The sequence below is a fragment of the Streptomyces populi genome (genome assembly GCF_002911015.1).
Taxonomy (GTDB): domain Bacteria; phylum Actinomycetota; class Actinomycetes; order Streptomycetales; family Streptomycetaceae; genus Streptomyces; species Streptomyces populi.
In genome coordinates this window covers 44332-56964 of record NZ_KZ626892.1, presented here as the reverse complement: position 1 = coordinate 56964, position 12633 = coordinate 44332, and the positions used below count along the sequence as shown (strand labels likewise).

The window sequence follows — 12633 nt, the reverse complement described above, 5'->3', positions numbered from 1 at the left end:
CCCTGCGCGCCGCCTACCTCCTGGGCCTGACGCAGCTGCTGCGGGGGCGGCCCGCGGCTGCCCGGAGCGAGGTCGAGACCGCTCTGCGGGGAGCCGGCGGCACGGCCTTCGCCTCCGCGGGGCACGTCCTGTGCCGTCTGGTCCGGGTGTTCGCCCTGACCGGGGAGGGCCTGCTGGACGAGGCGCGCCGGGAGGCGGAGGAGCTGCGAGGGGGCTGCGTCGCCCGCGGCGAGTGGTGGACGCGCTCGTACACCGACTACCAGCTGGCGCTCGTCGCCCTCTTCGAGGACCGCGCGGAGGACGCCACCGCCCACGCCCTGTCGATGCTGGACGGCAAGCGGCGCATCGGCGACAGTTTCGGCATCGCGCTCGGTCTGGACCTGCTGGCCTCCGCCCTGGCCACGCAGGGCGCGGGCGAACGGGCGGTCGCCGCGTACGGCGCCGGGGAGACGTACTGGAGCGCCGTGGGCCATCCCCAGCGCGGCACGCCCGAGCTGGGTCCGGTGCGCGAACGCTACGAGGACACGGCCCGCTCCCTCCTCGGCGACGACGGCTACGAACGCGCCCTGCGGCGCTCGGCCCTCAGCGACCCCGAGACGGTCCTGCACCGCCTGCTCGACGGTCCTCGCGGGAGCTCCTGAGGCGCGCCGGGCCGGTGCGCTGCATCTGGTGCGCTGCATCCGGGAGGCCGCCGCCCGCCGAAGCAGGGGATGAGCCCGGCGGACCGGCCGGGTGCCCGACGGCCCGGAAATCGAGGTGAGGTCCGTCATGCTCCGCTGCCGCCCTGCACCGGTCCCTGCCGCCCGCGGGTGGGACACGCCTTCCCACGGAGCGTCGTCCACCGCTCTCCCCGGAGCGGCACCATGGAGCTGAGCGCCGACGAGGAGACGGGGACCACGGGTGTGGGAGTCACCACCGGCTTCCTGGCGCGCCGGCTCGGGGTGTCGCCGACGACGCTGCGTTCCTGGGACCGGCGGTACGGTCTGGGGCCCGCGGTCCGGGCGGACGGCCACCACCGCCGCTGGTCCCCCGACGACGTGGCCATGCTCCAGGAGATGTGCCGGCTGACCGCCGCCGGCCTGCCGCCCGCCGAGGCGGCCCGCGCCGCGAAGGAGGCGGCCCGCCGCCGTGTCACGGCTTCACCGGCCCTCGCCTCCGGGACACGGACCACCGCGCGTACGCGGACCGGCGTCCGGGTCCCGGAGGGGGCTCCGCCGACGGACCCCGGCCAGGGTGCCCCGTCGGGCACCGGGCCGTCGCCGACGGACGCGGCCCACGAGTACCGGGGCCTCGTACGGGCCGCCGTCCGGCTGGACGCCCTCGCCGTCCGGGAGCGGCTGGCGACGGCGGTCCGGACCCGCGGACTGACCGAGGCCTGGGAGGAGGTGATGGTGCCCGCCCTGCGGGCGGTGGGCCGCAGGTGGGAGACCTCGGGAGACCGTCACGTCGAGGTCGAGCACCTCATGTCCTGGCACGTCTCCGCCGCCCTGCTGCACGTCTACGTGTCCGCTGCGGGGCACGAAGCGCCCACCGGGACGTCACCCGTGCTGCTGGCCTGCGTCCCGGGCGAGCAGCACACCCTGTCCCTGGAGGCGCTCAACGCGGCACTGGCGGAACGGCGCGTGCCCGTGCTGATGCTCGGTTCCGCCGTTCCGCCCGAGGCGCTCGTGGCGGCGGTACGGCGCGTCGGTCCCCCGGCGGTGGTCCTGTGGTCCCAGACGTGGTCCACGGCGAACCTCCCGCTCGCCCTGCACGTCGCCGCGACGCGCTGGGGAGTACGGGGAGCACGGACCCGGAGCCGGGTCCTGCTGAGCGGTCCGGGCTGGGACGCACGGCCCGGACCGGGGCTCCTCCGCCCGCGCGACCTCGCCGAGGCGCTCCGTCTGATCACCGGCCCGGACGACCGGGCGGCCGGCGCGGTGCCGCCGGTGCCCTGCTGATCCGGCGGCACCGCGCTCGCCGCCCCTGCGCTACGACCGCAGGAAAGCCGCCAGTCCCTCCAGCAGCCGGTCGACGTCGTCCTCGTCGTTGTAGGGCGAGAGACCGACGCGCAGGCCACCGGTGTCCCCGAGGCCGAGGTGCCGGGACGCCTCCAGCGCGTAGAACGATCCGGCGGGCGCGTGCACACCGCGGTCCGCCAGGAACACGGAGGCGTCGGCCGCCTCCCGGCCGTCGAACGTGAGCAGCAGGGTGGGCGTGCGCTCGGCCGCCCGGGAGCGGAGCGTGACGCCGGGCAGTTCGGCCAGGCCCGCTTCCAACCGTTCGCGCAACGCCCCCTCGTGCCGCTCGATCGCCGCGAAAGCCGTACGCAGACGGTCCCTCCGCCCGCCCGTCGTGTCGCCCGCGAGCCCGGCGAGGACATCGATCGCGGCGATGGTTCCGGCAAGCAACTCATAGGGCAGCGTGCCCAGTTCGAACCGTTCGGGAACCGCGTCGGTGGACGGCAGCAGCTTGTCCGGACGCAATCGCTCCAGCAGCCGCGGGGAGGCGGTCAGGACACCGTGGTGCGGACCGAGGAACTTGTAGGGCGAGCACACGAAGAAGTCGGCGCCGAGCCGCTCGAGATCCACGAAGGCGTGTGCCGCGTAGTGCACCCCGTCCACGTGGAGCAGCGCCCGCGGGTGCCGGTGGACCAGGCGCGCGATCCCGGCGACGTCGGGCACGGTCCCGATCAGGTTCGAGGCGGCGGTGACCGCGACCAGCCGGGTGCGTTCCGTCAGCAGGCCGCCCACCGCCGAGGGCGGGAGTTCACCCGTCCCGGGGTCGAAGTCCGCCCGGCGCACGCGGGCACCGGCCTGTTCGGCCGCCTGGAGCCAGGGCCGGATGTTCGCGTCGTGGTCGAGCCGGCTGACGACGACCTCGTCACCGGGAGCCCAGTCCTTCGCGAGCGCCCGGGCGAGGTCGTACGTGAGCTGGGTGGCGCTGCGGCCGAAGACGACCCCGGACGGATGACCGCCCACCAGGTCGGCCACGGCCCGCCGGAAGCCCTGGACGAGGTTCTCGGCGTTCACCTCTCCCGGGGTCAGGCGCCCCCGGATCGACAGCGGCCCGGTGAGCGCCTCCGCGATCGCCGCGGCCACCGGGGCCGGGGTCTGTGTGCCGCCCGGCCCGTCGAAGTGCGCGACACCGGACAGCAGGGCGGGGATCTGGGCGCGCAGTGCGCCGACGTCGTACGTCACTCGGGCTCCTCGGTCGCGGCGTCGCGGCCGTGCCGGTCGGCCCGGAACGGGGTCCGGCGGGCAGGAGCCGGTGACCGGGCGGGCCCGCGCTTCTGCGGTGATCATGGCAGGAGGCCCGTCGCGGTGGGAAGGCGGCACGCGCCCCGGGCGCACCCCCTGGCGTCCCGGGACGCCGTAGGAGTGCTGGCCCGCGGGACTGCTGCTCTGAACCCGCGGCTTGGCCCACCAGTACCCAGGACCGGGGGACACACTCCGAAATGTGCGCCGGATTCGCTCCGGCCCGCCCGTCACGACTCGCGGCCGGGGGCCGGCACCGGTAACTCCGGTGCCGGCCCCCGGCCGCGAGTCGGGTCACACCGAAGGGGCCAGGCCCCTCACGCGTGGCGGTGCGACCGGCTGTTGCCCGTCAGCGCCCGGTACAGGATCAGGAGGATCAGCGATCCCACGACGGCGGCGATCCAGGTCGACAGGTCGAAGAACCCGTCGATCGAGTCGACGCCGAAGATGACCTTGCCCAGCCAGCCGCCCAGCAGGCCTCCCGCGATGCCGATCAGCATGGTGACGATGATCCCGCCCGGGTCCTTGCCCGGCAGGAGCAGCTTGGCGATGGCGCCGGCAAGCAACCCGATCAGGATCCAAGCGATGATGCCCACAGTTCCTCCATCGTCCGTACAGATGTGGCTTCCTCAGTCCGTGTGCGCCGTCCTGGCCGGAACAAACCTGCGAACCTCAGACCGTCACCCGGTGCGTCGCCGCCGCGGCCCTGTCCAGTTCGGCCGTGAACTGAGCACCCGCCAGCAGCGCGAGGTTGGACAGCCACAGCCACACGAGAAAGACGACGAGGCCGGCGAGGGAGCCGTAGAGCCTGCTGTAGGCGCCGAGGACGGAGGCGTAGAGGGCGAATCCGGCCGAGACGGCCAGCCAGAGGACGGATGCCAGGACGCCGCCGGGCAGGCTGTGCCGACGCCGGCGGGCGGGCGGCGGCCCGGTGTGGAACACGACGAGGACCAACAGGGCCACCAGGCACATCAGCAGGGGCCAGCGGAGCAGGTTCCAGGCCAGGGCGACCGGGCCGTCCACGCCGAGGACACGGCCGGCGGCCTCGGCCACGGGGCCGGTCAGCAGCAGGACGAGCGCGCTCACGACGAGCAGGCCGAGCAGCGCCAGCGCGGTCAGCACCAGCCGGTGCGCGGTGCGCCAGGCCGAACGGTGGTCCGCCACGCCGTGCATGCTGTGCAGGGCCCGGCGGAACACCGCGAGGTAGCTCGACGCGGACCACAGCGCGCTCGCCGCACCGGTGACCAGCAGCGTCCAGGCGGCGGACCGCTGCCGCAGCATCTCCCCCAGCGCCCGGTGCAGTTCCGCCCCCGACTGCGCGGGCGCGTACGCCGTGACGTGCGCGATGAACTGCTCGGCGGTGTCCGGACCGATCAGGCCGAAGGCGATGACCATGACCAGCAGGGCGGGCAGGACGGCCAGGATCGCGTAGTACGTCAGCGCGGCCGCCCAGTCGGACACGTCGTCGTTCCACATCGAGACCGGGGTGCGGCGCAGCGCCGGCCACCAGAAGGCGGGCGGTCTCGGCCCGTACCGGCGGAGCCGCGCCGGGTGGACCGCCTCGACGACGCCGTTCGGCCCTGGTTCAGCGGACATGCGCGGTCCGGTGGGAACTGCCGCCGGTCCGTGTCCGGGCGCGGCTCCGGCAGGGAGCGGCGACGTCCCGTGCCTTCCGGAGCCTTCCGGCGATGCGTCTGTTCATCCCTCACCTCTCCGCGCCGGTCCGGCCGGCGTTCGGGACCCCGTGTCCGGCGGAGTCGGTCGAGGCTCTTCTTCCACGCGCGTTTTCCCTTACGCCTGCCGGTCCGGGAGGTGTCGCGGCCGGCGGGACGTGGCGGACGCCCGGCCGGTCCCGCGCGGGACCCGTGCGCGACGCGGAGGAACGCGGGGCCCGTTCAGGTCAGAGGGACGAACACGCGGATCGTCTTTCCGCCCCCGGGGCACGGTTCGACGGTGACGGCGTCGGAGATGCGGATGATCAAGGGCCACCCGTATCCGTTCGTCCGGTGCGCCCGGTCCGTCCGCGGGATCTCACCGGTGCCGTAGGCCTGGACGGGGACGACGTCGCTGTTGTCGCGCACGGCGAGCCGTACGCCCCCGTCGGTGAGCGTCGCGTCGAACCCGGCGAGACCGCCACCGTGCCGGATCGCGTTGGTGACCAGCTCCGAGACCACCAGCAGCACGTCGATGACCGCGTCCGGGTTCTCCCCGCCCGTCCGGCCGTGCTCGCTCAGCAGCGTCCGGACGTGGTCGCGCGCGGTCGCGGCGCTCGTGATCGCGCCGCCCGCAGCCGTCGGGCGGACGGACGGCGCGCCGAAGTCCCCTCGGGGCGCGCCCTCCTGGCTCTGCGTCCCGGTGCCCCCGGGACGGGGGTCCGCCGGGCCACCCGTTTCCGCACTCCGGCCGGCTGCCGGCATGCGGTCGGCCGGGTTCATCGCCCGGTCGCCGGGTCAGGGAGGTCCAGCGCTGCCCCGACGCTGTCCGCCAGGACGAAGAAGCCTTCGGTCCCCGTCACGTCGAACAGCCTCCGCACGGTGTCGCTGAAGGGCCCGCAGACCACCATGAACGTGCCGCGGGCCCGGTGGGCGCGCTGTGCCTCGAGGAGGACGTGCAGGATCGACGAGTCCGCGAAGTCGGTCCCCGACAGATCGACCACCGTTCGTTCCGGACCCGTCCGTCGCGTCAGGCTCAGGGCCTGTTCCAGCCGGAACGCGCTCTCGTGGTCGATGTCACCGCCCACGCGCACGACGAGGGCGTTGCGGGCCGCCCCGTACGTCACGGTGGCTCCCCACTCGTCGGACATGTGAACACTCTTTCTCGTGCGCTCCCACGGGGGAGCCTGGTTGTCGGGGTACGGCGGCCGACGGCCGCGTACGCACCGCCGCGGGCCACCCCACCGCGGCTCATGCGGGCTGCCTCGGCGGAAGGCCTCGATAGTACGACCCGACGCTGGACAGGTACGCCGGGTCCGAGGTCTCGCGGTCGGTCCTGAACACGGGCGCCGACTTGATCTCCTCGCGGGTGCACGCGACGGTGATCTTCCGGGACTCCGTGTCGATGCCGGCGACGACACCCACGGGCACCAGGACGCTCTTGCCGAACACCCAGACGCCGGTGTCGACGACCAGGTGCCGCATCCCGGAATCGTCGGCCTGCCGGTCGACGTGTCCTATGGTCCCGTCGGTCGCCTCGACGCTGTAGCCGGCCAGTTCGTGCGCTTCGGAGTGGTCGAACTCCGGTGCGTACGACCAGATCCTGTCGATCGTCATGTCATCCTCCGTCAGCTCGCGGATGCGCTCGGCCGACGGCTCGCCCGTGACGGGGACGCGGCAGGCGCGGGGCCCGACGGCGGGGATCCGCCTCCGCGCCGTCTCACAGGGCTGCCAATACCCCGCTGTCCGGCGGTCATTCGACGGAATCCGGCGGGCGGATCCACGAGTCCGGCTCCGGTCGCCCGCGTACGTGACCGGGCCGTACGCCGTGTCAGCCGGCTCCGGGACTCCGCTCCCCGCCGTGCCCGTCGCGGGGTGCGGTGAGGTGCTCCAGGGTTCCCGTGATCTCCAGCAGCCGGTCCAGGACGCGGGGCCGCCGGTCGAGGTGCAGGCGCACGCCCGCGGCGTCGGTACGGCGCCGGATCATCAGCAGGGTGGACAGGCCCATGGAGTCGACGCCCTCGAGACCGGCGAAGTCCACGCGCAGTTCGAGGAGCCCTGCTCCGGGGAGGTTCTGGTCGACCGCCCTCATCAGCTCGTCGCACGTCTCGTGGTCGAGATCTCCGCCGACGCGGATCACGAGTGCGGTGGGCTGGACGTCGACGGTCAGCGTGAAGGCGGGGGGATGCGAAGTGGTCATGCGGGCTTTCCGGGGCCGGGGGTCTTGGGCAGCGGCGTTCGGTCTCCGAGCGCCTCCCGCGCGTGGGCCAGCGTGCGGCAGGCGCGTGGGAAGTCCTTGAGTTGCAGGGCCAGCAGGTCCAGGGCGGGGTCGAGGCTCCGTGCGGGGACGCGGCGGGCGGTCAGGATGTCGGCGGTCCAGAGGATGAACCGCGTGAACAGCTCCTCGTCGGCGACGTACAGGGACGTGGCCAGGTACTCCACGATGTGCGCGAGGTCCTCGGCGGTGTGCCGCCGCTGCCGTTCGGTGTAACCGCGCAGCGGCTCGAACCGGTCCTCCAGGTCCGCCAGTGTCTGCTTGACGAGCTGGTGGGTCGTCTCGGCGACGATCGTGTACTCCTGGTCGGCCAGGTGCGGCAGGTCGTCCACGGTCTGGTGGACGCCCCGGGGACCGGGGCGGTCGAGGCCCCGCTCCAGGACGGCCGCCGCGCCCCTGGCGTCGGGAGCCCATCCGTCGGCCCCCAGAGAACGGGCGTAACGGCCGCCGGGGCCGAAGGCGGCGCCGCCCGCGATGACGGGCACGCCCGCCGCCTGACACGCCGTTATGGCCGTGTGGGCGGTGGGCAGATGGGTGGGGATCGAGGAGGAGAGCGCCACCGCCCGCGGTCCCGTCTGGTGCAGGTGCGCGATGAGGTGGGGGGTGGGCACGTGCGCGCCGAGGAAGTCCACCCGCCATCCGCGCAGCCGCAGCACCTCCGCGAGGAGCCTGGCCGGCAGCGCGTGCCACTCGCCGTCGACGCAGGCCACCGTGACACGAGGGCCGCTCGGGGTCTCGTCGCGGAGGCCGGGCTGGTGGGCGAGGACGGCCATGACCCGCTCGTGGATGGCGGTGGCGGTGTGCTCCTGCGCCACGGTGAGCCGGTTCGCCGCCCACTCCGTGCCGACCCTCTCCTGTACCGGGGCGATCAGGTCGAGCAGGACGGTCTCGGCGTCGCCCGACGATTCCAGCGCGTCGAGGACGACGGCCGCGGCGCGGCGCTCGTCGCCCTGGCGCACCGCCGACCACAGGTGTTCGCGGGCGGGACCGAGCGGCACGGCGTCGGGGTGCGGGCGGGGAGGTGGGGTCATCCTGTGTACCTGCCCCGAGTGTGGCCGTTCACCGCACTCAGATGCGCGTGGTGGGGCGCGGTGACGGCGACGGTCGCCATGTCGTCGTGGCCGCCGCGTCCGACCCACTGCGCGGCGAGCATCTGGACGTGCTCCACCACGGCCTCGGCCGGCATGCCCGCGCACTGCGAGAGCGCGGTCTCCAGCCGCTGGACGCCGAAGAACTCGTCGCCCAGCGGTCCTCCCCTGGCCTCGGTGATGCCGTCCGTGAAGAAGAGGCATGTCTCGCCCGGCGCCAGTTCGACCCGGACCGTGGTGGAGCTGACGTCCCAGAACGCGCCGATGAGTGTCCCGCGTGTCCTGACCTGCTCGACCTCGCCGTCGGCCCGCACGATCAGCGGAGGGGGATGCCCCGCGCTGGTGACCCGCAGCCGGACGATGCCCGCGCGGCGTACGACGGAGGCCATGGCGAGGGTGGCGAAGCGGGTGTGGTGGGAGTTCATCAACGCGCCGTTGAGCAGTCCCAGCAGCCGCTGGTGGTCGTCGGCGAGCGGCAGCAGCGCCTGCACGGTGTTGCGGATCTTGCCGGTCAGCACGGCGGCCTCGAGCCCCTTGCCGCAGACGTCCCCGAGGACGACGAGGGATTCCTGTTCCTCGTCCGCGGCGGGGTGGACGTCGTAGAAGTCGCCCCCGACGCGTTCGGTCCGGCCCGCGGGACGGTAACGTCCCGCGAACTCGACCCCGTGCACCGCGTGCAACCGCGGCGGCAGCAGCTCACGCATCAGCGTCGTCGTGATCGAGGCCTGTTCGGCGTACATGCGGGCCGCCGACACGGCCGCTCCGGCGCGTGAGGCGAAGAGCCTGGCGAAGATCTCCTCGCTCTCCGTGAAGGCGGCGTGCCCGCTCGACCGGAGCAGGATCAAGGCGCCCGCCGGCACGCCGTGGCCGGGCAGCGGTGTCACGACCGCCGAGCCGACCGGTTCCGTGAATCCCTCCGGAACGGCCCATCCGGGAACGGCGGCCGGGTCGATCCAGCGGGACGGCACGGGCGGGAACCCGCGCAGGGCCTCGCCGAGCCCCGGGAGCTGCCGTACGTCGTCGTGCACCGTCCGGTGCACCACGACGCCGTCGGGTCCGCAGAACGTCAGCTGGACCTTCCTCCCCCGCGGAGGGGCGACGATCACGGCGGCGTCGGCGAGATGCTCGGCGGCCAGCCCCGCCGTCACCTCCATGCACCGTTCGACGTTCAGTGACGACAGCAGCGCGCTGGACGCGCCGGCCAGGAAGGCGGCGCGTTCCCGTTCGGCCTTGAGGGCGTCCTCCGCCAGGCGCCGGTCGGTGTCGTCGACCAGCCACCACATGACGTCGCCGTCGTCCGTGCGGGTGGGGTGCGCTTCGAAGGTCCGGTCGCCGACCGGGCCGTGCACGAGCACGCCGGAGCCGGGGTTCCGGGGTCCGGGCACGGTGCTCCGCAGTCGTGCGTGGGCGTCGGCGATCCACGCGGGGACCACGTCCTGCAGCCATGCGCCGGCGGTCGCGCCCGGGAAGAGTGCGGTCGCGGCGTCGTTCGTCCCGACCACGCCTCCGGAGGGGTCGGCGACCACCACGGGGTAGGGGGCGAAGCCCCACGTGGCGCCCGTGCCTGCGCCACGCGGGCCGGTGGGAGGTTGCTGGGAAGTGTCCACGAGCAAGGGCCCGCTCCGCGAGCCCACCACCTTTCCGGACGACAGATTGTTTCCGTCCGACAACCTTCTCTCGGAGGACCGCGTCACGGCAAGTCACCCAGGCGAAGTCATACGAAAAGGACGGTTCCGGCCGACGGGGCGCCGCCGCGGCCGCCTTCGCCGCCGGAGAGCCCCGTCCCCGTCCGTCAACGGCGGCGGCTGCGCGTCGTCCAGCCCCCGCCGACGCCCGAGAGGTGAAGGGCCAGCAGGGCGAGCCCTATGAGCATGACGTTGGTGGACGTGAAGACGTGATTGGTCGAAACCTCACCGGCGTTGATCAGGAACGCGATGAACAGCAGTACGGCGGCGGCGATGCCGAGCATGGGGACTCCTTCATGGACGGTCCGGTCGTCGAAGTGACGGAGTCCGGATGCCCGGAGAAGGCTGTCCGACACCATGCCGGGCGGTGGATCCGCCGGATCCGCCGCCCGGCGAAGGGGGTGCGTGACGTTCGACACGCACGGGCGTGCACCGCGGGACTTCCCCACGGCCACCCGTGCCGTCGGCGGCCCCGCCCGCGCGAAGCGGCCCGGGAATCCCGCGCCCGGAGCGGCCGACGGGCCTGGGGCGCGCCTCCGGATCGCGCGGGGCAGTAGTTGCCCCGCGCGATCCGACCGGGGCCCCGGCCCGCGGGAGGGGCGGGCGACGCTCGCCCCGGGCGGGTCGCCCGGCGAGCGCCGCCGCGGGCCGCCGCCCTAGGAAACGCTCCCGGCCGAAGCGCCCGCGTCCTCACGAGGGGCCGCGCCCTCCACCGGGCCGGTCGCCCGCCACACGCTCTCGTGGTCCTCGGCCAGTCCGAGTCCGGCCAGGCCCTTCAGGTGCCCGAGCACGGTGGAGCGCCGGAAGCCCACGGCCTCGGTGAGTTCATCGACCTCGACCCCCTCGGAACCCGCTTCCGCCAGCCTCTCCCACGTGCGCACGGCATGACGGCTCAGACCGCTCCCGCTCACCGTCCTGGACACGGCCTCGGCCCTTTCCCCGCTCGTGTCCCGCCCGGGGACGGGAGGTTCGGCCCGCGCCGCCCGCTGGTCGGCCACACTCGCGCCCACCTGCTCCCGCACCATGCGCGGCGATCTCCTCGGTCCGACCGGACGGGGCGTCATGTTCACCTTGCGGTGCCTGCGGCCTTTGCTGTGTCGGCTCATCGATTCCTCATCTCCGCCTCGACGATGCTCACAGACAGGAGAACGAGCGCGAGCCGACTAGGTAGTTCAGCCGTTCGAAGGACAGGAACGCACCGTCGTCGAACCCTCGCCGTCGGAACGCCGCCGTCGTCGGGACGGGGTTCCGTCGCCGTGCGCCCCGGCGGCCCGCGGTTCGCCGAAAGGGGAAGGCGACGGCCGACACCCCTTCCCCACCGGTCTGTTCACCACCGGGAGCCCCGTCATGACGGCGGCCCGGATCCGGCCGTTCCGACCGCCGTACGTCCAGGGGGTGCCGCCCGGCCGGGCGGCACCCCCTGGACGTACGCGCACGGCGCTCAGCGGAGAGGACCGGATGCGTCGAGAGCCCGGCCGTGCAGCGTCCGCACCTCGGTGTGCGGCGGGGCGGCCGCGCGCATCCCCTTCGACGGGACCGCCGGCGTCGTCCCGCTCCCCAGCAGTCCGGCCTGCCGCACGTCCCGCCGCCTCTCTCCGGCCGCGAGCAGGGCGTCCGCCGCGACGACGGCGTCGTGCACGGTGGTCGTTCCCGTCATCACGCAGAGCGTGTACGTGACGTCCTCCAGGCCGCGGGCGGTCTCCAGGGTCTCCTTCTCGGCGTACGCGATCTTCAGGGCCGCGTAACGCGTCAGCAGCCTCCGGACAACCTTCGGGTCGGGCACGAGCACGGCGAGGGCTCCTCTCTCGAGTTTTCGTCCGTGTGCCCGGGTTCGCGACGGTTCATTCGCAACAACAGCACCGGACAACCTATTTGGCCCAACGCCGCCCCCATGACGAAATCCGTCCCCCCTGTCCGTCGTCCTCCGCCGTCGCACGGCACGGACCCGCGCCCCGGCGAAAGGTGTGACCCAGGGGAACCGGGGCACCTGGAGGCACCGGAAACCGACACCGGCGGTACCGCCGGTGGTCACGCCACGGGCATCCGCACCCGGGAACACGCCCGAGAACTGCACGAAGGAGAGGAACATGGCGGCTTCCACGACACCGCACTACACGGTCCCCGGCATCAGCACGCACGACGGCGGCCGGATCATCGAGGTGCTGAGCACGCGGCTGCACGCCCTCAACGACCTGTCGCTCACGCTGAAGCACATCCACTGGAACGTGGTGGGCCCGCATTTCATCGCCGTGCACGAAATGCTCGACCCCCAGGTGGACCGCGTACGCGCCATGGCGGACGACACCGCCGAACGGATCTCCGCCCTCGGCGGGGTCCCGCACGGCACGCCGGGCGCTCTCGTCGCCGAACGGGACTGGGACGACTACAGCGTCGGCCGGGCCGACGCCATCGCCCACCTCGGCGCCCTCGACCTCGTCTACACGGGGATCGTGGAGGCGCACCGGGCGGCCGTGGCCGAGGTCGGCAAGATCGATCCGGTGACCGAGGACCTCCTCATCGAACAACTGCGCGCGCTCGAGCAGTTCCAGTGGTTCGTCCGGGCGCACCTGGAGAGTTCGGGCGGGTCCCTGTCCCAGGCCGGGGCCCGCACGGAACGCGAGGCGGCGCGGTCGGCCCGGCGGGGCGCCGGACAGTAGCGGAGGAGGACGGCGTCACGCACCGGTGCGGGGCCCGGAC

14 protein-coding genes and 1 pseudogene are annotated in these 12633 nt (G+C 73.7%); 3 read left to right on the top strand and 12 right to left on the bottom strand.

Annotated elements, in window-relative coordinates; all coding sequences use genetic code 11:
- Positions 1–641: pseudogene (locus CW362_RS25095) on the top strand (regulator); the annotation flags it as partial.
- Positions 642–863: 222 nt separating this feature from the next.
- A complete protein-coding gene (locus CW362_RS25090; protein ID WP_103551790.1) occupies positions 864–1940 on the top strand; it encodes a MerR family transcriptional regulator in 1077 nt (358 codons plus the stop codon).
- A gap of 30 nt (positions 1941–1970) precedes the next feature.
- On the opposite strand, the gene CW362_RS25085 is transcribed toward CW362_RS25090, so the two are convergent.
- From CW362_RS25085 to CW362_RS45690, 12 genes are all read right to left on the bottom strand, one after another.
- Entirely contained in the window at positions 1971–3179 is a 1209-nt protein-coding gene (locus CW362_RS25085; RefSeq protein WP_103551789.1) for a cysteine desulfurase-like protein, read from the bottom strand.
- A gap of 374 nt (positions 3180–3553) precedes the next feature.
- Positions 3554–3832 (bottom strand): GlsB/YeaQ/YmgE family stress response membrane protein, encoded by a 279-nt coding sequence (locus CW362_RS25080; RefSeq protein WP_103551788.1) that lies wholly within the window; start codon positions 3830–3832, stop codon positions 3554–3556.
- A 76-nt stretch (positions 3833–3908) separates the two neighbouring features.
- Positions 3909–4832: a YihY/virulence factor BrkB family protein gene (locus CW362_RS25075; RefSeq protein ID WP_103551787.1), complete on the bottom strand. Its 924-nt coding sequence runs from the start codon at positions 4830–4832 to the stop codon at positions 3909–3911.
- A gap of 299 nt (positions 4833–5131) precedes the next feature.
- Entirely contained in the window at positions 5132–5653 is a 522-nt protein-coding gene (locus CW362_RS25070; protein ID WP_103551796.1) for an ATP-binding protein, read from the bottom strand.
- Between the two features lie 14 nt (positions 5654–5667).
- Positions 5668–6039: an STAS domain-containing protein gene (locus CW362_RS25065; protein WP_103551786.1), complete on the bottom strand. Its 372-nt coding sequence runs from the start codon at positions 6037–6039 to the stop codon at positions 5668–5670.
- A gap of 100 nt (positions 6040–6139) precedes the next feature.
- The gene (locus CW362_RS25060; protein ID WP_103551785.1) at positions 6140–6505 is read right to left on the bottom strand and encodes a PRC-barrel domain-containing protein; all 366 of its coding nucleotides are present in this window, start codon (positions 6503–6505) and stop codon (positions 6140–6142) included.
- A gap of 214 nt (positions 6506–6719) precedes the next feature.
- Complete coding sequence (locus CW362_RS25055; protein ID WP_103551784.1) at positions 6720–7088, bottom strand: STAS domain-containing protein; 369 nt, start codon at positions 7086–7088, stop codon at positions 6720–6722.
- Positions 7085–8194, bottom strand: coding sequence for a cobalamin B12-binding domain-containing protein (locus CW362_RS25050; protein WP_103551783.1), 1110 nt, complete (start codon positions 8192–8194; stop codon positions 7085–7087). Before CW362_RS25050 ends, CW362_RS25055 begins: the two co-directional genes overlap by 4 nt.
- Positions 8191–9858: a GAF domain-containing SpoIIE family protein phosphatase gene (locus CW362_RS25045; RefSeq protein ID WP_103551795.1), complete on the bottom strand. Its 1668-nt coding sequence runs from the start codon at positions 9856–9858 to the stop codon at positions 8191–8193. Before CW362_RS25045 ends, CW362_RS25050 begins: the two co-directional genes overlap by 4 nt.
- A gap of 185 nt (positions 9859–10043) precedes the next feature.
- Entirely contained in the window at positions 10044–10220 is a 177-nt protein-coding gene (locus tag CW362_RS43845) for a hypothetical protein (protein ID WP_167455638.1), read from the bottom strand.
- A gap of 372 nt (positions 10221–10592) precedes the next feature.
- Positions 10593–10961 (bottom strand): hypothetical protein, encoded by a 369-nt coding sequence (locus tag CW362_RS25040; protein WP_103551782.1) that lies wholly within the window; start codon positions 10959–10961, stop codon positions 10593–10595.
- A gap of 416 nt (positions 10962–11377) precedes the next feature.
- Entirely contained in the window at positions 11378–11725 is a 348-nt protein-coding gene (locus CW362_RS45690) for a DUF5133 domain-containing protein (protein WP_103551781.1), read from the bottom strand.
- A 298-nt stretch (positions 11726–12023) separates the two neighbouring features.
- On the opposite strand from CW362_RS45690, the gene CW362_RS25030 reads away from it, so the two are divergent.
- Positions 12024–12593 (top strand): Dps family protein, encoded by a 570-nt coding sequence (locus CW362_RS25030; RefSeq protein ID WP_103551780.1) that lies wholly within the window; start codon positions 12024–12026, stop codon positions 12591–12593.
- Positions 12594–12633: the final 40 nt, after the last annotated feature.